The organism is Pseudomonas sp. Pseusp21 (genome assembly GCF_059492145.1).
The window spans coordinates 2,969,306-2,987,962 of sequence record NZ_CP168520.1 but is presented as its reverse complement, the minus strand read 5'-3'; the positions used below and the strand labels follow the sequence as shown (position 1 = coordinate 2,987,962).

The following is an 18,657-nucleotide window of genomic DNA, read 5'->3' as shown; positions in this document are numbered from 1 at the left end:
ATGCCCGGCGATCAGGCCCGATCGCGGATCAACAGCGGCTTGAGGTAATGCCCGGTGTGAGACTGCTTCATCTCGGCCACTTCCTCCGGCGTACCGGTGGCGATGATCTGGCCACCTTTCGAACCGCCCTCGGGGCCGAGATCCACCAGCCAGTCGGCGGTCTTGATCACGTCGAGGTTGTGCTCGATCACCACCACGGTGTTGCCGTGGTCGCGCAGGCGATGCAGTACGTCGAGCAGTTGCTGGATATCCGCGAAATGCAGACCGGTAGTCGGCTCATCGAGGATGTACAGGGTCTTGCCGGTATCGCGCTTGGACAGCTCGCGGGACAACTTGACCCGCTGTGCTTCACCACCAGACAGCGTCGTCGCCGATTGCCCGAGCTTGATGTACGACAGGCCTACATCCATCAGTGTTTGCAGCTTGCGCGCCAGCGCCGGCACCGCGTCGAAGAACTCCCGCGCTTCCTCGATGGTCATCTCGAGGGTTTCGTGGATGTTCTTGCCCTTGTATTTGATCTCCAGGGTTTCGCGGTTGTAGCGCTTGCTCTTGCACACGTCGCACGGGACGTAGATGTCAGGCAGGAAGTGCATTTCCACCTTGATCAGACCGTCACCCTGGCAGGCTTCGCAGCGACCGCCCTTGACGTTAAACGAGAAACGTCCAGGGCCATAACCACGGGAGCGGGACTCGGGTACGCCGGCGAACAGCTCACGAATTGGCGTGAACAGCCCGGTGTAGGTCGCCGGGTTGGAACGTGGCGTACGGCCGATCGGGCTCTGGTCGATGTCGACGACCTTGTCCAGATGCTCCAGGCCTTTGATGCTGTCGTGGGCTGCCGCTTCCAGGGTGGTCGCGCCATTGAGTGCCGTGGCGCTCAGCGGAAACAGCGTGTTGTTGATCAGCGTCGATTTGCCCGAGCCCGAGACACCGGTCACACAAGTCAGCAAGCCGATCGGGATTTCCAGGTCGACGTTGCGCAGGTTGTTGCCCCGCGCGCCCTTGAGCGCCAGCACCTGTTTCTTGTTGCGCGGCGTGCGCTTGGCCGGCACTTCAATCTTCACCCGGCCCGACAGGTATTTACCGGTCAGCGAGTCCGGGTGTGCCATGACTTCGTCCGGCGTGCCTTCGGCGACGATCTGCCCGCCATGAACCCCGGCGCCCGGGCCGATATCCACTACGTAGTCAGCGAGACGAATCGCGTCTTCGTCATGCTCGACCACGATCACCGTATTGCCGATGTCGCGCAGGTGCTTGAGGGTGCCGAGCAGGCGGTCATTGTCGCGCTGGTGCAGGCCAATGGACGGCTCGTCGAGGATGTACAGAACACCCACAAGGCCCGCGCCGATCTGGCTGGCCAGACGAATCCGCTGCGCTTCACCGCCAGACAACGTATCGGCACTGCGATCCAGCGACAGATAGTCCAGGCCGACGTTGACCAGAAACTGCAGGCGCTCGCGAATTTCCTTGAGAATCTTGTCGGCGATCTCGCCGCGGCGGCCGGTCATCTTCAGCGCGCCGAAGTAATCGCAGGCGTCGCCGATCGGCAGGTTGGTCACCGCCGGCAGGGTTTTCTCGCCGACCCACACGTGTCGCGCTTCGCGACGCAGGCGGGTACCACGGCAATCCGGGCACGACTGGGTGCTGAGGAACTTCGCCAGCTCTTCACGCACACTGGCCGATTCGGTTTCGCGGTAGCGGCGCTCAAGGTTCGGCACGATGCCTTCGAACGGGTGCGAGCGTTTGACGATGTCGCCCCGGTCGTTGAGGTATTTGAAATCGACGTTCTGCGAACCGCTGCCGTGCAGGATGAACTTCTGCTGATCGGCCGGCAGCTCGTTGAACGGCTGCTCCAGGCTGAAGCCGTAATGCGCGGCCAGTGATCCGAGCATCTGGAAGTAATAGACGTTACGCCTGTCCCAGCCACGGATCGCGCCTTCGGCCAGGGTCAAATCACCGTTGACCAGTCGCTTGATGTCGAAAAACTGCTTCACCCCCAGACCGTCGCAGGTCGGGCAGGCGCCGGCCGGGTTGTTGAAGGAAAACAGCTTGGGTTCCAGCTCGCTGATTGCGTGGCCGCAGATCGGGCAGGCGAAGCGCGCGGAGAAGATCATCTCTTCGCCCGGCTCGTCGTCCATCGGCGCCACCAGGGCGATGCCGTCGGCCAGCTTCAGTGCGGTTTCGAAGGATTCCGCCAGACGCTGCTGCAGGTCGGCGCGTACCTTGAAACGGTCGACAACGACTTCAATCGTATGCTTCTTCTGTTTATCCAGTTTCGGCAGTTCGTCCAGCTCACAGAGCCGGCCGTTGACCCGGGCCCGGACGAAGCCCTGGGCACGCAGTTCTTCGAACACCGACAGGTGCTCGCCCTTGCGCTCGCGGATCACCGGCGCCAGCAGCATCAGCTTGCTGCCTTCCGGCTGGGCGAGTACCAGGTCGACCATCTGGCTTACAGTCTGCGCTTCCAGCGGAATGTCGTGATCCGGGCAGCGTGGCGTACCGACGCGGGCATAGAGCAGACGCAGGTAGTCGTAGATTTCGGTGATCGTGCCGACCGTGGAACGCGGGTTGTGCGAGGTCGACTTCTGTTCGATGGAGATCGCCGGCGACAGGCCTTCGATGGTGTCGACGTCGGGTTTTTCCATCATCGACAGGAACTGCCGGGCATAGGCCGACAGGGATTCGACATAGCGGCGCTGACCTTCGGCGTACAGCGTGTCGAAAGCCAGGGAAGACTTGCCGGATCCGGACAGGCCGGTGATGACGATCAGTTTGTCCCGTGGCAGGGTCAGGTCGATGTTCTTCAGGTTGTGGGTGCGGGCCCCACGAATCAGGATCTTGTCCAAAATGGCCTCGCTCGGCGGGCGTCGAAAACACAGGAGTATACGGCCAAATACTGGATGGATGCACACTATCAAGTGAAGGGTTTTTTGCCTTACATGAAGAGAGTTTCATCTGTACGCGTCAAAGCGTCGCGATATACCCCGTCTCTCGATGGGACTGGTAGAATCGCCGCCGGTTCACACGAGGTTTTTCCATGCACGATCCCCACAGCGAACGCATGAGTGGCAGCGAGACCCGCGCGGCGAGCGGTCTGGCCCTGGTGTTCGCCTTCCGTATGCTTGGCATGTTCATGGTGTTGCCGGTACTGGCGACCTACGGCATGGATCTGGCGGGAGCGACCCCGGCCCTGATCGGGCTGGCGATCGGCGCTTACGGCCTGACCCAGGCGATTTTCCAGATTCCGTTCGGGATCATTTCCGACCGCATCGGCCGGCGTCCGGTGATTTACCTGGGGCTGATCGTCTTCGCCCTCGGCAGTGTGCTGGCGGCTCAGGCCGATTCGATCTGGGGTGTGATCGCCGGGCGGATTCTGCAGGGCGCCGGGGCGATTTCTGCGGCGGTCATGGCCCTGCTCTCCGACCTGACCCGCGAACAGCACCGCACCAAAGCCATGGCCATGATCGGCATGACCATCGGCCTGTCGTTCGCCGTGGCCATGGTGGTCGGCCCGCTGCTGACCCGTGCGTTCGGCCTGTCCGGCCTGTTTCTCGCCACCGGCGGCATGGCCCTGGTCGGGATCGTGATCGTGATGTTCATGGTGCCGAAGTCCACCGGGCCGCTGAGTCATCGCGAGTCCGGCGTTGCACGCCAGGCGTTGATGCCGACGCTCAAGCACCCGGACCTGCTGCGGCTGGACCTGGGCATTTTTGTGTTACATGCGATGTTGATGTCGAGCTTCGTCGCACTGCCCCTGGCGCTGGTCGAAAAGGCCGGTCTGCCCAAGGAGCAGCACTGGTGGGTGTACCTCACCGCACTGCTGATTTCCTTCTTCGCCATGATTCCGTTCATCATCTACGGCGAGAAGAGACGCAAAATGAAACGAGTTCTGCTCGGCGCCGTGATGACGCTGATGCTGACTGAGCTATTCTTCTGGCAGTTCGGCGACAGCCTGCGGGCTCTGGTGATCGGGACGGTGGTGTTCTTCACCGCGTTCAATCTGCTGGAGGCATCGCTGCCGTCGCTGATCAGCAAGGTTTCACCGGCAGGTGGCAAGGGCACGGCCATGGGCGTGTACTCCACCAGTCAGTTCCTCGGTTCGGCACTCGGCGGGATTCTCGGCGGCTGGATGTTCCAGCATGGCGGTCTGTCGGTTGTGTTCCTCGGATGTGCCGGGCTGGCTGCACTTTGGCTGGCCTTTGCTGTTACCATGCGCGAACCTCCCTACGTGACGAGCCTGCGCCTGCCGCTGTCGCCCGAAGCGATCCGCGAAGCGGGTCTGGTCGAGCGTCTCAAGGCCCTCGTAGGGGTAACTGATGCAGTGATAGTCGCTGATGAAGCGGCGATCTACATCAAACTGGACACCGAATTAATGGATCGCACCACTCTCGAACGCCTGGTGAACAACCCGGCGCAGACTGCGTGCGAAGCCTAGGAGAACGTTATGGCCCGTGGGGTTAACAAAGTCATTCTGGTCGGTACTTGCGGCCAGGATCCCGAAGTACGCTACCTGCCCAACGGTAACGCCGTGACCAACCTGAGTCTGGCGACCAGCGAGCAGTGGACCGACAAGCAGACCGGTCAGAAGGTCGAGAAGACCGAGTGGCACCGTGTATCGATGTTCGGCAAGGTTGCCGAAATCGCCGGCGAATACCTGCGCAAAGGTTCGCAGGTCTACATCGAAGGCAAGCTGCAGACCCGTGAGTGGGAAAAAGACGGTATCAAGCGTTACACCACCGAGATCGTGGTCGACATGCAAGGCACCATGCAACTGCTCGGCGGCCGTCCGCAACAGGGCGACCAACAAGGCGGTGGCAACAACTATCAGCAGCAGGCGCCACGCCAGCAGGCTCCGCGTCCGCAGCAGTCGGCACCTCAGCAGCGTCCGGCCCCGGCTCCACAGCAGGCCGCACCGCAACCGGCTCCGGATTTCGACAGCTTCGATGACGATATTCCGTTCTGATTCGCTGCTGTATCCGCGTTAAATAAAAAAGGCCCGTCGCTGAACACGACGGGCCTTTTTCATGCCCGCAGGTTTTTCAATCAAGTATCAAATGCGGCAGGAACCGGCTCGAATCCTTGGTGATCAGGCTGTTGTCTTCGCGCACGCCAATCCCCGCCGCCTGATCACCGATCACCCAGGAACCGATCAGCGTGTAGCTGTCGTCGAACTTCGGCAAAGGGGCAAATTCCTGCAGGATGAAGGGCGCATCGGTGTAGGGCCCACCCTCCTTGACGATCAAGCCCTCGGCGGTCTGCAGTTCGATGTTGGCACCTTCCCGCGAGAAGTACGGTTTACGCACCCAGCCCTTGGGCACCGCGCTGCCCGGCTTCGGATCTAGATGTGCGGCGAGCAGGTTCGGATGGCCTTTGTGCAGTTCCCAAAGCAACGGCAGGGCGCCCTTGTTGGAAAGGATCGACTTCCACGCCGGTTCGAAAAACTGGGTGTCGCATTCGGCGATCGCCGCGCCGAACGGTTCGTGGAAGATGAACTCCCAGGCGTGCAGCTTGAACAGGTGCGGAATCCAACGATCTTCGAGATCCACGAAACGACCGTCAGCGCTCAGGCCGATGTCTTCGATGTCGATGTGCCGTGATTCGATGCCGACCTTTTCTGCGATCAGCCGCAGGTAATCCGTGGTGCCCTTGTCTTCGACCGAGTCTTTCATCGAGGCGAAGTAAAACGGCCGCGTGAGTTTCAGTTGGGCGAAGGCTTCGTGCAGCCGGGTGTCGATGCTGTTGAACTGGTCGGCATGGCGCGGCAGCAGCCCGCGCTCGATGCACTGCTCCAGCCAGCCCCACTGGAACGCCGCCGCTTCGTAAAGACTGGTGGGCGTGTCGTAGTTGAGCTCGAGCAGTTTCGCCGGACCATTGCCGCTGTAGGAGAAGTCCATGCGCCCGTACAGATGCGGATGACCTTCCAGCCAGGACGTTCGGATCATGTCGTAGTACGACGCCGGAATGCTCAGGCGATCCAGCAGTTCTTCGCTGTGCACGACGCGGTCGACCAGGTCCATGCACATCTCGTGCAGTTCAGTGGTCGGATCCTCCAGATCGTTTTCGATCTGTGCGAGCGTGAACTGGTAGTAGGCGCGCTCGTCCCAGTACGGCTCGTCGTCGATGGTGTGAAACAGAAAGCCGAGGCTTTCGGCGGTCTGTTTCCAGTCGTGGCGCTCGGCGCAGTGGATCTTCTTCATGGTCAGCTGCTCGAACGGCCCCAGCCGCCCCAACCGCTGCGGGCGCTGGACTGGCTGCCGAAGCCGCCACGGGAGGTGGACGCAGCGACGTTGACCGGTTTGCGGTAATCGCTGTCGTAGTCCCGCTGGCTGCGGCTCGGCGCCGATTCGATGCGACGGTTCAGCGTCGAGGTGTCGTAGGTCTGGCGGGTATTGCGCTCACGATAAACCGGCCGCGAGTCGATCGCGCGGTTGTTGCTCATGGCATTGCCGATCAGCCATCCGGTGAGCCAGCCGTTGCCTGCACCGCTGGACGAGTGCGAAGTGCTGGTCTGATTGCTCTGCACGGCGGCCGCGTCGCCGGCGGGCATCTGGGCATTGGCGATCGCATCGAGGTTCTGCGCCGGCTCACCGTCCTGCGGCACTTTGAAGCCACCGAGTTTCGGTACGAAACGGCCGGCGGAATTTTTCTGACACCAGTCGGCGGCGAAGTCCGCGTCGCAGGCAGCCTTGTCGTCGTAGGCCGGGGAGATCCGCCGGTGTTCGGCCAGGGCTGCGACGTAGGCGTTCGAGCAGACATCCGGTGCCACTTCGGCATCGACGCACTGTTCGACGCTCTGGAAGTTGCGTTGCTGTTCCTGGGCGGCCACTTCACCAGAAATCGCCAGAGCCACCGAAGCGGCCAGCGACAGTTGAACGTACTTGCTTCGTTTCATCTCAGGCTTCCTGCCGATCAGTAGGACGGGGTCATGCACGCGGCGTTGAGCATGCCGACGCTGATCGCCACCGCCGCCACATAGATGCCCGCGGCGATTTCACCGTTGGCGATGCGTTGGGACGTGCCCTTGAGCACCAACCCGGTCGCCAGGAAAGCCAGCAATTGCACCGCGGCCGCGATCACCGCCCAGAGGACGAAGTCAAGGACGTTGATCGAATGAGCGATCACGTTGCTGGCCGGAATCGCGAAACCGATGATCGCGCCGGACAGGGCAATGGCGGCGGCGACGTTGCCGGAACGGATCAGCTCGAATTCCTTGTGCGGCGTGACGCGGGTGTAGACGAACTGAAACAGCATGAACAGCAGCACGGCGCCGATCAGGTAGGCAACGAAACCGACCAGTGCGGCTTTGTTCAGGGAAATGGACAACGCTTCCAGCATGGAAAACTTCCTTTTAAATGGTGCTCAAATCGGTGGTGTACAGCGAGATTCCCAGCGAGGTGCTCAGGCTGACGGTGCCTTCTTCGTCCTGTTCGACGGAGAACAGCAAGAGTTCGCGGCGATCGGTCAGGCCGGTGTCCCGGGCGTAGAGCATCGAGTGATGGTTGATGGTGTAGGACTCGTCCGGGTTGATCACCTGTTCGGTCAGCGGCACCAGTTCGGTCTGACCGCGTTCGGTGCCCCACTCACGGGTGTATTCGACGCCTTCGTGGCGATAGGTCGGTAGGCCGATCAGGCTGTTCGGGCCGGCCAGACGCTGCAATTCGGCGTCACTGTTGACCGTCACGTAGCTAACGTAGTTGAACAGCGTCACCGACTCGATCTGGTCATCACCGGTGACATGGATCTGTACCCAGAATTCTTCATCGTTCAGATAGTAGCGATGCAGTTTGTTCGACTGACCGAGGTCGATCCAGCCGGCGCTCCAGATGGCCTGGGCGTCGGGAACCCGCACTGAAGTGCTGCCGTCGAGCAACAGGCCGAGGGTCGTGTCGAAGCGAATCGCCTTGCCCTGCGCCAGTCCGAGCGGGCCGCCGGCAGACCCGGACGCTGGCGCGGCCGACTGCCAGTTGCTGGTGCCGAGCAAATCTTTGAACCATCCCATGGGTACATTCCTTGAAGCGGGTGGAGGTATTCGTTGGCAAAACGCCGCTAGTGTACCGGCCTCGTGACAAACGAGCAGGCAAAAAAGAAGGGCACCCGGTGCCCTTCTGTTTTCTCGCCGCCGTTACTGGGCGGACTTCTGCTTCAGACGCTCGAGGATGGCGTTGGCGCTGCCTTCGTTCGGCGTGATGCCGGCTTCGCGCAGCTTGCGATCCAGGTCGTTGCCGGTCGACGCATCGGCCAGTTCGTCGGCAGCGCTCAGCTCGGCAGCGCGTTGCTGCTGTTTGGCTTGCAGGCGGTTCAGGGTACCGACGGCGGTTTCCAGCTTGCCGTTGGCGCCGCCGCTGGCGATCGAGGCGCTGACCTGCGCTTTCTGCACGCTGTCACGGGCCTTGGCCATGTCGACTTGCTGGCGCAGGCTCTTGATCCGCGCTTCGGCCTTGTTGATGTCCTTGCGCATGTTGTCGGCGTAGGTGCCGAACTCGTCGGTCTGCTTTTTCTCGACGCCCAGGTCGTTGGTCAGGGTCGAAATCGCTTCGGCCACTTCCAGCGCCAGGTCTTCACGGCCGGCGTTCAGGGCGGAAACGGCCTTGGCTTCCAGGTCCCTGATCTTGGCTTCGTACTCGCTCACGCGGTCGGCGGAGAGTTTGTGCTTGGCCATGATGGTGACCAGTTCGCGACGGGCATTGGACAGCGCGCTGTCGGCGTCACGGATTTCCTGATCGAGGATGCGCAGGGCCTGTTGGTCGGCGATCGCTTCGCCGACTTCGTTGGCGCCGCCGCGCAGCGCGGTGAACAACTTGCTCCAGATGGACTGAGTCATTGGATATTCCCTGTTGATTACTTGAAGAAGTGTTCGAAGGCTTCGCTGGCGCGCTGTACGTTGTCGACCAGGGTTTTCACCTCGGTGACCACGTTGGTCAGGCTCGAGTCGGCACTCAGTGCACCGAACATGTTGTAGACGGTCTGGCCGTTGGGCATGGTCTCGATGCCGATCGACGACAGCGGGAACATTTCCCGGCTGCGCAGCACGGCGTCGTTGAAGGCGCGCACGTCAGTGATCGAATCGATGTCCACCAGCACGGTGTCGACGATGATCTGCTGACCGGCGAGGGCGATGTGAATCGGCAGACCGCCGAATTCGTTCATTTCCAGCTTGAGGCTGGGTTCGGAACTCTGGATCAGAGACAGCGTGATCTCTTGCGAAGCCACCTCGTCCAGCGCCTTGAAAGCGTTGTAGAGGCTATCGATGTTCCAGTTGTTGCCTGCGCTCATGTAATTCTCCGACATGAAAGAGCCAGCCAGAATCGGTTGGCGTAGCTGTTGCTCCATTTGCTTGAGCAAGCTTCGGTTTTCCGGAAGCACCCAAGTTTCGTGTTTCACATAACCGGCGGCAGCCAGGCCCGCGCGCATCTGCTTCATGTAGAAGCTCGACGGTTTTTTCGCGGACGGTGTCGAGCGCACTCCCTTTGGGCTCTCTGACTGGGTGGCAGGGGAGCGGCTTTTCATGGCGATGACTCCGTTATGAACATCTCACGCGTGAGCCACACTACAACCAAATCAAAATGCCATCAATGGCTCACGCGTGAGATTTTCTTGAGCCACAAAAAAACGCCCGCAGCGAGGCGGGCGCAGGTATTTCCAGTTGTATCAGAGCAGAGCTCAGCGGCTGGCGGCGAGGAACTCGTCGGTGGACACCACGCTGGCGTAGGCAAACCCCAGCGCCGACATGAACGCCGCATGCACGTGGGCGGCGGGCACGGTCAGACCGTTGAATTCCAGGTCACGGCTGGCGCAGGCATCGTGGATCACCGTAACGGTGTAACCCAGATCGGCCGCCGCACGGGTGATGCCGTCGACGCACATGTGGCTCATGCTGCCGACCACCACCAACTCGTTGATGCCTTGTTCGTCGAGGATCGATTGCAGCTCGGTTTCGCGGAACGAGTTGACGAAGTGCTTGAGCACCACCGGCTCGTCGGTGCGGTTGAGCACTTTCGGATGCAGTTTCGCGCCTTCGGAGCCCGGGGTGAAAAACGGTGCCTCGGGCGAGGTGAATTCGTGGCGGATGTGCACCACCGAATCACCGGCTTCACGGAAGGCCGCGATCAGCCGGGCGGCGTTGTCGGCGGCGGCGTCGGCACCGACCAGCGGCCATTTGCCTTGGGGGAAGTAGTCGTTCTGGATATCGACTACGATGAGCGCTTGCTTGGCCATGGGTGTGTCCTCGAAGTGTGGGTGGGTGTGGGTTCAGTATTGGCGCTGGCCACGGTTTCGAGGATTGGCCGCACCGACAATACACAGGGGAAAACTGACAATGGGTGCAGAAAGGACCGTCGCGGAACTGGGCGTGCTGATGTATCCCGGGGCGCAGATGGCGGCGGTGCATGGCCTGACCGACCTGTTCGGGGTCGCCAACCGGATCGCCGCCGAACACCAGGCCACGCAATTGCCGCTGCTGCGGATCAGCCACTGGCAGGTCGATGACGACCACCCGCCCGTGCGGGTTTACGACAGTCATCCCGGAGCCGACAACGGTTTGCTGGCGGTGTTGATCCCGCCGTCCATTGCCGGTTTTTCCGCGGCACAGATGCCGGCCGGGCTGCAGCCCTGGCTGCGTGAACAACATGCTCGTGGCGCGACGCTTGGCGGGGTTTGTGTCGGCTCGTGGCTGCTGGCGGAGAGCGGGTTGCTCGATGGTCGCAGCGCTACCACGCACTGGACTTCGGCCAAGGCCTTCGCCGAGTGTTACCCGAAGATCAGGCTCAAGGCCGACACGCCGATTGTCGACGACGGTGACCTGATAACGACGGCGGGGCTGATGGCCTGGTCAGAGCTTGGTTTGCGTCTGGTGGACCGATTGCTCGGGCCGAGCATCGCCAGCAGCACCGCGCGGTTTCTGGTGGTGGAGCACAGCGACAGCGCCAGTGCGTGCGGCAGCAATTTTGCGCCGATCCTCAATCATGGCGACGGGCCGATTCTTCAGGTTCAGCATTGGCTGCAGGGCACCGGCGCGACCGATGTCTCGCTGGCGGCAATGGCCGAACGTGCGGGTCTGGAGGAGCGAACATTTCTGCGCCGTTTCCGTGCGGCGACCGGTCTGAAACCCACCGAATACTGCCAGCACCTGCGGGTTGGCAAGGCCCGGGAAATGCTCGAGTTCACCAATGGCACCATCGACCATATTGCGTGGACGGTGGGTTATCAGGATCCGGGAGCCTTTCGCGCAACGTTCAAGAAAATCACCGGGCTGGCGCCGAGTGAATACCGCACGCGATTCGGCGTCAGTCCGCCGCCTGCCGTGGCGAAGTAAAACGTACCCGTCGTGCAAAATGCCGGACCCTGCAGCGCGGTCGTGCAGATTGAAACGGGCGCGGTGCCAGTACGGGTTTTTCAAGTGGCTGATTTTCAGAGTGTTTCAGGCGAGCCCCGGTTGGCCTGATCTCTGCACCCTCTGACCTACATTCAACCCGCCGTTGGAGGGGGACGCATGACCCCGACATCCCGCAGGAAAGTGGTCGTCGCCCATTCGGTCCGGCCCGGCGCACCACAACATGAAGTGCAGACCAACAAGGCTCTCGCGCGATGGCTGGCGCAGATCCTCGGCCTCAAGTTCGGCGGCAGTTACGACGCTGAAAAACATCGCGGCCGGGATATTTATCTGCTGCCGACCCAGACCCTCGTTGGCGCTGCGGCCCGCGAACTGGGCGTGAGCGGCCCGGACGATTTGTGGGGCGGTTTTGTCGAGCACGATTTCATCTGCACCAAAGCCATCAGCCACGGTTTGCGCAGCCATCAGGCCCATGCGCCGCAAGGCTGGTCGCCATTGTTTTCCGAGCGGGTGCGCACCGTGGTGCTGGACGGGCTCAGCGTCTTTGCGCTGGAGGATGCGCGGCCCGCCGCCGAACATCTGTTGTACAGCGGCCCGATCCGGATCAAGCCCATCCACGCCTGTGCCGGGCGGGGTCAGGAAGTGATCAAGAGTCTCGATGCGTTCGATGAAATCCTCGCCCGACCCGAGGCTGAAGAATTGTTCAGCGATGGCGTGGTGCTGGAGCAGGATTTGAGTCAGGTGGTTACCCATAGCGTCGGTCAGTCGTTCATCGGCGGCAGGGTGCTGAGTTACTGCGGTGATCAATACTTGACCAAGGACGCCCACGGCGAAGAGGTGTACGGCGGCTCGAACCTGCTGGTGGTGCAGGGCGGCTACGAGGAGCTGCTGGCGCTGGATCTGCCCGACGACGTGCGTCTGGCGATCCAGCAGGCGCAGGTGTTCGACCGGGCGGCGGACGAAGCCTATCCGCGCTTCTATGCCTCGCGGCGCAATTACGACATCGCCCAGGGCCTGGACAGCGAAGGCCGGCCGCGCAGTGGCGTGCTCGAGCAGTCCTGGCGCATGGGTGGTGCCAGCAGCGCGGAAGTGGCGGCGCTGCAAAGTTTCGTCAACGATCCTTCGATGCGCGCGATCCGCGTGTCATCGGTGGAAACCTATACCGATCAAGCCCTGCCGGCGGATGCCATTGAGGTGTATCGCGGGCCGGCCGAGAACAGCGACTTTCTCCTCAAATACGTAACGGTCAAATCCTATGACGGCTAGAAGCGAAAGCATTCAAATCGACATTGATGATGAACAGATGAGCGGGACGTTTCTCAGTCCCAAATCGAAAGTCCCCGGCGTGTTGTTCGTGCACGGCTGGGGCGGCAGTCAGGAGCGGGATCTGGAACGGGCCAAAGGCATCGCCGGCCTGGGTTGTGTGTGCCTGACGTTCGACCTGCGCGGGCACATCGGCGGCACCGGCATTCCGCTGAGCCGGGTCACCCGCGAAGACAACCTGCGTGACTTGCTGGCGGCCTACGATCGGCTGCTCGCCCATCCGGCACTGGACACTTCGGCCATTGCGGTGGTGGGCACCAGCTATGGCGGTTACCTCGCTTCAATTCTGACCTCGCTGCGCCCGGTGCGCTGGCTGGCGCTGCGGGTGCCGGCGCTGTACCGCGACGAGCAATGGCACACGCCCAAGCGCGAGCTGGACAAGGCCGATCTGCGCGATTATCGCAGCACGCTGATCCGCGCCGACAGCAACCGCGCCTTACACGCCTGCTCGCAATTCACCGGGGACGTGCTGCTGGTGCAGTCGGAAACCGATGAGTACGTGCCCCATGCGACGATCATGAGTTACCGCGCCGCATGCCAGCAGACCCATTCGCTGACCCACCGCATCATCGACGGCGCCGACCATGCCCTGAGCGATCCGACCTCTCAGCAGGCCTACACCTCAATCCTGGTCGACTGGATCACCGAGATGGTGGTGGGCGAGCGGTTGAGCATCATTCAGTCGCGCTGATCAGATTTGGGATTCTTCTCGATCCGCAACGCCTTGGCCTTGGCTTCCACCACCAGGTACATCAGCACGGTGATCAGCAGCGGCAGCAGGAAATAAATCGCCCGATACGCCAGCAGCCCCGCCACCAGACTGCCGCGTGAGGCCTCGTGTTGCAGCAGCGCCACGAACACCGCTTCCAGTACGCCGAGCCCGGCGGGAATGTGGGTGATGACCCCGGCAATCGCACTGATCAGCAGCACCCCGAGCACCAGCGGATAGTCGAGCTTGCTCGGCAGCAAGGTGAAAATCACCGCCGCCATCAACGACCAGTTGAGCGCCCCGAGCAGCAATTGCAGAACCGCCATGCGCAGCGATGGCAGGTTGATTTCCACCCCGCGAATCGACCACTCGCGACGCCGGGAAAACTGGCAGGCAACCAGATAACCGACACTGACCAACAGCAGCAACACGCCAATGCCCTGCAACGCGCCGCTGCTGACTTTCCAGCCCGGTGGCATGCGCACCAGCCCGCTGGCGAACACCACGCCGGCGATGGTCATGTAGCCGAACCAGTTGGTCGCCAGGCTCAGGCCGAGGATCTTGGCGATGTTGCTTTTGCTCACCCCGAGCCGCGAGTACAACCGATAACGCATGGCGATCCCGCCGACCCATGCGCTGAGGTTGAGGTTGAATGCATAGCTGATGACGCCCACCGGCAGGATCTGTTTCCACGTCAGGTCCTGACGAATGTAAGTGCGGCCGATCAGGTCGAAACTGGCGTACACCAGAAAGCTCAGCAAGGTCAGGCTGGAGGCGATGATCAGCGTGCGCACCTTGAAGTCGGCGAGAGTTTGCAGCACCTCGGCCCATTCGATGCGGCTGGCGAACATCGTCAGCAGGACGATCAGCGCCAGAAAAAACAGCAGGGTCAGCGGACGTTTCCAGCGACTCCAGCGGGACTTGCTCGCCGGTGCCGGATGCACGGCTGCGTGGGCTTCGGAATGGCTCATGAAGGATCGCTCCCGGCGGCATGGGAAAAGGGTTTGAGCCGTGGCTTGTGCGCCGGCAGCCAGCCGGCCATCGCCGGGAAATGCCGCAGGAAGTGAAACACCAGAAAGCCCACGGTCATGTGCCAGATCCGACCGCGCGGCGACTTCGCGGCGTCCATCGCCTTGCAGTGGTTGTGGCTGAGGTCTTCGAGGCGTTCGAACAGGTGGCGATTGAAGGCGCGGTCGCGGATCAGCACGTTGGCTTCCAGGTTCAGCGACAGGCTCAGCGGATCAAGATTGCTCGAGCCGACGGTGCTCCATTCCTCGTCCACCAGCGCCACTTTACCGTGCAACGGCCGCTCGCAATATTCGTGAATCTGCACCCCGGCCTTGAGCAGGTAGTCGTAGGTCATGCGCGCGGCGAGTTTGGCCACCAGCATGTCCGGCTGCCCCTGCAGAATCAGCCGCACCTCGACCCCGCGCCGGGCAGCGTTACGGATTTCGCGCAGCAGGCGGTAGCCAGGAAAGAAGTAGGCGTTGGCGATCACCACCCGCCGTTGGGCGCGGCGCAGCACCTGCAGATAGACGTCTTCGATATCGGTGGGGTGGCGATCGTTGTCGCGGAACACCAGACGTACCTGACCGTCGTGATCGTCAAACGCCATCTCGGCGCGACGCTGCCGGCGCCGTTGCCACCAGAACCTTGCGCGTCCCGGACGGCCGCTTTGCAGCAGGGCGAAATGATGGATGTCGGTCACCGCCGGGCCCTGAATCTCCACCGAGTAATCCTGCTTCGCTTCAGGACCGAAATCGGCCAGGTGATCGCCGGAAAAATTGATCCCGCCGATGAACGCAACCAGCCCGTCGACCACCACAATCTTGCGATGCAAACGGCGGAACCAGTTGGTGCGAATACCCAGATGCTTGGGGGCCGGATCGAAGATTTGCAAATGCACGCCGGCTTCACTCAGCGCGGCGAGATAGCCGGTGCTCAATTCGCCGCAACCGAATCCGTCGAGGCTGACGGTGGTGCGCACGCCACGGCGGGCGGCATCGATCAGAATTTCCTGCAACTCTTTCCCGACCTTGTCTTCGAAGACGATGAAGGTCTCCAGCAGGATTTCGCTTTTTGCTGCGCGCATCGCTTCGAAGACCCGGGGGAAATACTCTTCGCCGTTTTCCAGCAACTCGACGCGGTTGTTACCCTGCCAGCGATACTCGACATCGACGGTGCCGGGCTGGCGCACGGGTGGGTTGATGCTGACCGGCTCTACGGCGGATTTCTCCAACGGTGCACTGCTCATAGTTCAATCTCCACCGATAGCGGTGCGTGGTCGGAAAGGTGTGACCAGGGACGGTTCGCCAGCACTTTGGGCTGGCTGGCTTTGAGGTTGCGCACGTAGATCCGGTCCAGGCGCAGCAACGGCATGCGGGCCGGAAAACTGCGCGCCGGTTTGCCGTGATGCGCCGCAAACACTTCACGCAGGCCACAGGGTTCAAGCAAGGCATCGGCGCGCTGGCGCCAGTCGTTGAAATCGCCGGCGACGATCACCGGCGCATCCTCAGGCAGTTCGGCCAGGCGCTTTTTCAGCAGAGCCAACTGATCGTTGCGATGGCTTTCGCGCAGGCCCAGATGGACGCAGATCGCGTGCACCTCACGGTCGTCTCCCGGCAGGCGCAGCACGCAATGCAGCAGCCCGCGGTTTTCGTGGCCGCTGATCGACACGTCGAGGTTGTCATGGCGCACGATCTGGAATTTCGACAGCACCGCATTGCCATGATCGCCCTCCGGGTACACGGCGTTGCGGCCGTAGGCGAACTGCGGCCAGAGACTGTCGGCGAGAAATTCGTACTGCGGCATCGTCGGCCAATTGTTGTAGCGCTTGGGATGATGTTCGTGGGTGCCGTGAACTTCCTGAAGAAACACCACGTCGGCGGACACGCTGCGCACCGCTTCGCGCAATTCCGGCAGGATGAAGCGCCGGTTCAGGGCGGTGAAACCCTTGTGGGTGTTTACCGTCAGCACAGTGAAACGGCGCTCGGTGGTGATGACCGTGGACTGCTCGTCGGTGAAGCCGAGCGGCTCGGGAATGCTCATGCGAGTACCCCTTCGGCGGCTGGCTCACCGGGCACGGTTTCAAGGTTTTTATCCAGATCGAAACGCTGCAACAGGCTGCGGGCATCGAAAGGCGCGCGAACCTTGATGTCGTTGTCGAAGTAGCAGAAAACCTCGCGGGATTTACGGGCCCGAGGCTTCAGGCGCGGCGCGATCAAATGGGCGTCGCGCGGTTGCCTGCCGTGGTGCCAGGCGTCGATCCGTTCGGCCCAGCGTTGCAGCGCGGCGCGGGTGTAACCGCTGGCATAGAGCTCTTCGGCACCGTGCAGGCGCAGGTAGACGAAATCGCTGGTCAGGTCTTCGCGGTACGGCCATTTCCCGGCGGTGTCGGCGATCACCAGCGCAGTGTTGTAGCGCTTGAGCAGGCGCACGAAGTCGGGATCGATGAAACTGTCGTTGCGGATTTCCACGGCATGGCGCAGCGGTTTTTTGCCGTAGGCCTTCAGGCTCGCGTGGCCGTGCAGGTGTGAGTCGTGCTGACGGGCGAGGGCGGCAGCGGCCTGGGTGTCGTGGGGCAACTGGTCGAGAAAGGCTTCGAAACGCTCGGGGTCGAAAGTGAAGTTGGGCGGGAATTGCCAAAGGACCGGCCCGAGTTTTTCCTTCAGTTCCAGCACCCCGGAGGCGAAGAAATTGGCCAGGGGTTTTTCGATATCGCGCAGACGGCGGATGTGGGTGATGAAACGGGGTGCCTTGATGCTGAACACGAAATCGTCCGGCGTTTCGGCGTACCACAGGGCGTAGCGTTCCGGCCGTTGCAGGGCATAGAACGATCCGTTGATTTCGATGCTGTTGACCGCCCGTGAGGCGAACTGCAATTCGCGTTTCTGCGCCAGCCCCTTCGGGTAAAAGTCCCCGCGCCACGGGGCGTAACGCCAGCCTGAAATGCCGATATGAATCGTAGCCATGCCGCCTCCCGTCGAAAGTCCCCATACGGCCTCTGTCTGTGGATGACTGCGGGCGGTCGCGGAAAGTTTCGACGGGATTACGGACGGTCGGGCTGGCTTGATCAGTGCCCGGTGACGATCCGGGCCGAGCCTTCGGCGGGTTCGGCGTATACCGGGCCCAGGCGATCGAGGCGACCGCTCCAGGCCGTCAGGGCCAGTGCCACCAGCACCACCAGGCCGCCGATCCACGCGGTGTGAATCAGGCCGATGTGCTCGACGATCAAACCACCACCCCACGCGCCACCGGCAATACCGAGGTTGAACGCGGCAATGTTCAGCCCCGAGGCCACGTCCACGGCGTGCGGTGTGTGATGTTCAGCCTGACGCACCACGTACACCTGCAAGCCCGGCACGTTGCCGAAGGCGACCGCGCCCCAGACCAGCACGGTGGCCAGTGCCAGCCACGGGTTGGCGGCGGTGAAGGTGAGCACGAACAGCACGGCGGCGAGCAGGGCGAAGATGATTTTCAGTGCGCTGATCGGCCCGCGTTTGTCGGCCAGTTTGCCGCCCCAGAGGTTGCCGACCGCCACCGACACGCCGTACACCAGCAACACCAGGCTGACGGTGCCGGCGCTGAAACCGGAGATGTCCTGGAGGATCGGCGCCAGGAACGTGAAGGCGATGAACGAGCCGCCGTAGCCAATGGCGGTCATGGCGTACACCAGCAACAGGCGTGGTTGCCTGAGCACCTGCAATTGCTGCAACAGCGACGCCGGTTTGCTGTGGGCAATGTTGTTCGGCACATACAGCAGGCTGCCGATAAACGCGATCACGCCCAGTGCTGACACGGCGAGGAAGGTTTCACGCCAGCCGAAATGCTGACCGATGAACGTGCCCAGCGGCACGCCGGTGACCAGCGCCACGGTCAGGCCGGTGAACATGATCGCAATCGCACTGGCGGCTTTCTCCTTGGGCACCAGGCTGGTGGCGATGGTCGAGCCGATCGAAAAGAACACGCCATGGGCCAGACCCGTGACGATCCGCGCCAATACCAGCGATTCATAACTCGGCGCCAGCCAGGCCAGCAGGTTGCCGAGGGTGAACAGCACCATCAGCGACAGCAGCAACAGTTTGCGCGGGACCTTGCCGGTGAGGGCGGTCAGCACCGGCGCACCGATGGCTACGCCGAGGGCATACAGACTGACCAGCAGACCGGCGGACGGCAGGCTGACGCCGAGATCGGCGCCGATGGTGGGAAGCAGGCCAACGATGACGAACTCGGTCGTCCCGATGGCGAAAGCGCTGAGGGTCAGCGCGAGCAGGGCAATGGGCATGACGGCACTCCG

The 18,657-nt window shown here is 62.1% G+C and carries 18 protein-coding genes; 5 read left to right on the top strand and 13 right to left on the bottom strand.

From position 1 onward, the window contains the following. Positions 1 to 11: 11 nt before the first annotated feature. On the bottom strand, positions 12 to 2,846 hold the full coding sequence (gene uvrA, locus ACEN93_RS13550) for an excinuclease ABC subunit UvrA (protein ID WP_039771981.1): 2,835 nt from the start codon (positions 2,844 to 2,846) through the stop codon (positions 12 to 14). Positions 2,847 to 3,037: 191 nt separating this feature from the next. Here uvrA and ACEN93_RS13545 point away from each other — a divergent pair, with 191 nt between their 5' ends. Further along, complete coding sequence (locus tag ACEN93_RS13545; protein ID WP_039771979.1) at positions 3,038 to 4,435, top strand: MFS transporter; 1,398 nt, start codon at positions 3,038 to 3,040, stop codon at positions 4,433 to 4,435. A 9-nt stretch (positions 4,436 to 4,444) separates the two neighbouring features. Next, positions 4,445 to 4,963: a single-stranded DNA-binding protein gene (locus ACEN93_RS13540; protein WP_007966163.1), complete on the top strand. Its 519-nt coding sequence runs from the start codon at positions 4,445 to 4,447 to the stop codon at positions 4,961 to 4,963. A gap of 76 nt (positions 4,964 to 5,039) precedes the next feature. Here ACEN93_RS13540 and ACEN93_RS13535 read toward each other — a convergent pair whose 3' ends face one another. The 7 genes from ACEN93_RS13535 to ACEN93_RS13505 all read right to left on the bottom strand — a co-directional run bounded on the left by ACEN93_RS13535 (position 5,040) and on the right by ACEN93_RS13505 (position 10,215). After that, entirely contained in the window at positions 5,040 to 6,197 is a 1,158-nt protein-coding gene (locus tag ACEN93_RS13535; RefSeq protein WP_495611510.1) for a glutathionylspermidine synthase family protein, read from the bottom strand. 2 nt (positions 6,198 to 6,199) lie between these two features. Further along, a complete protein-coding gene (locus ACEN93_RS13530) occupies positions 6,200 to 6,892 on the bottom strand; it encodes a DUF1190 domain-containing protein (RefSeq protein ID WP_039771974.1) in 693 nt (230 codons plus the stop codon). Positions 6,893 to 6,909: 17 nt separating this feature from the next. Beyond that, positions 6,910 to 7,335 (bottom strand): DUF350 domain-containing protein, encoded by a 426-nt coding sequence (locus tag ACEN93_RS13525; protein WP_074691674.1) that lies wholly within the window; start codon positions 7,333 to 7,335, stop codon positions 6,910 to 6,912. A 13-nt stretch (positions 7,336 to 7,348) separates the two neighbouring features. Further along, entirely contained in the window at positions 7,349 to 7,999 is a 651-nt protein-coding gene (locus ACEN93_RS13520) for a DUF2491 family protein (protein ID WP_085654911.1), read from the bottom strand. A gap of 123 nt (positions 8,000 to 8,122) precedes the next feature. After that, on the bottom strand, positions 8,123 to 8,821 hold the full coding sequence (locus ACEN93_RS13515) for a PspA/IM30 family protein (protein WP_210710539.1): 699 nt from the start codon (positions 8,819 to 8,821) through the stop codon (positions 8,123 to 8,125). Between the two features lie 17 nt (positions 8,822 to 8,838). Further along, complete coding sequence (locus tag ACEN93_RS13510) at positions 8,839 to 9,507, bottom strand: YjfI family protein (RefSeq protein WP_039771966.1); 669 nt, start codon at positions 9,505 to 9,507, stop codon at positions 8,839 to 8,841. A 153-nt stretch (positions 9,508 to 9,660) separates the two neighbouring features. Next, positions 9,661 to 10,215 (bottom strand): cysteine hydrolase family protein, encoded by a 555-nt coding sequence (locus ACEN93_RS13505; RefSeq protein WP_039771964.1) that lies wholly within the window; start codon positions 10,213 to 10,215, stop codon positions 9,661 to 9,663. 100 nt (positions 10,216 to 10,315) lie between these two features. Between ACEN93_RS13505 and ACEN93_RS13500 the strand changes: the two genes are divergently transcribed. The 3 genes from ACEN93_RS13500 (at position 10,316) to ACEN93_RS13490 (ending at position 13,343) form a co-directional block, all read left to right on the top strand. Continuing rightward, positions 10,316 to 11,311, top strand: a complete 996-nt coding sequence (locus tag ACEN93_RS13500; RefSeq protein WP_495611509.1) for a GlxA family transcriptional regulator — start codon at positions 10,316 to 10,318, stop codon at positions 11,309 to 11,311. 177 nt (positions 11,312 to 11,488) lie between these two features. Continuing rightward, positions 11,489 to 12,595, top strand: a complete 1,107-nt coding sequence (locus ACEN93_RS13495; protein WP_495611508.1) for a DUF3182 family protein — start codon at positions 11,489 to 11,491, stop codon at positions 12,593 to 12,595. Continuing rightward, positions 12,585 to 13,343: an alpha/beta hydrolase family protein gene (locus tag ACEN93_RS13490; protein ID WP_495611507.1), complete on the top strand. Its 759-nt coding sequence runs from the start codon at positions 12,585 to 12,587 to the stop codon at positions 13,341 to 13,343. The genes ACEN93_RS13495 and ACEN93_RS13490 overlap by 11 nt, the downstream gene beginning before the upstream one ends. Here ACEN93_RS13490 and ACEN93_RS13485 read toward each other — a convergent pair. From ACEN93_RS13485 to ACEN93_RS13465, 5 genes are all read right to left on the bottom strand, one after another. Continuing rightward, positions 13,331 to 14,332 (bottom strand): lysylphosphatidylglycerol synthase domain-containing protein, encoded by a 1,002-nt coding sequence (locus ACEN93_RS13485; RefSeq protein ID WP_495611506.1) that lies wholly within the window; start codon positions 14,330 to 14,332, stop codon positions 13,331 to 13,333. The two genes, ACEN93_RS13490 and ACEN93_RS13485, sit on opposite strands and share 13 nt — an antisense overlap. After that, positions 14,329 to 15,615, bottom strand: a complete 1,287-nt coding sequence (gene clsB / locus ACEN93_RS13480) for a cardiolipin synthase ClsB (RefSeq protein ID WP_074691657.1) — start codon at positions 15,613 to 15,615, stop codon at positions 14,329 to 14,331. The genes ACEN93_RS13485 and clsB overlap by 4 nt, the downstream gene beginning before the upstream one ends. Continuing rightward, complete coding sequence (locus tag ACEN93_RS13475; RefSeq protein ID WP_039771952.1) at positions 15,612 to 16,409, bottom strand: endonuclease/exonuclease/phosphatase family protein; 798 nt, start codon at positions 16,407 to 16,409, stop codon at positions 15,612 to 15,614. The genes clsB and ACEN93_RS13475 overlap by 4 nt, the downstream gene beginning before the upstream one ends. Further along, on the bottom strand, positions 16,406 to 17,332 hold the full coding sequence (locus ACEN93_RS13470) for a DUF72 domain-containing protein (protein WP_495611505.1): 927 nt from the start codon (positions 17,330 to 17,332) through the stop codon (positions 16,406 to 16,408). Before ACEN93_RS13470 ends, ACEN93_RS13475 begins: the two co-directional genes overlap by 4 nt. A gap of 101 nt (positions 17,333 to 17,433) precedes the next feature. Further along, complete coding sequence (locus ACEN93_RS13465; RefSeq protein ID WP_085668103.1) at positions 17,434 to 18,645, bottom strand: MFS transporter; 1,212 nt, start codon at positions 18,643 to 18,645, stop codon at positions 17,434 to 17,436. Between the last annotated feature and the right edge of the window lie 12 nt (positions 18,646 to 18,657).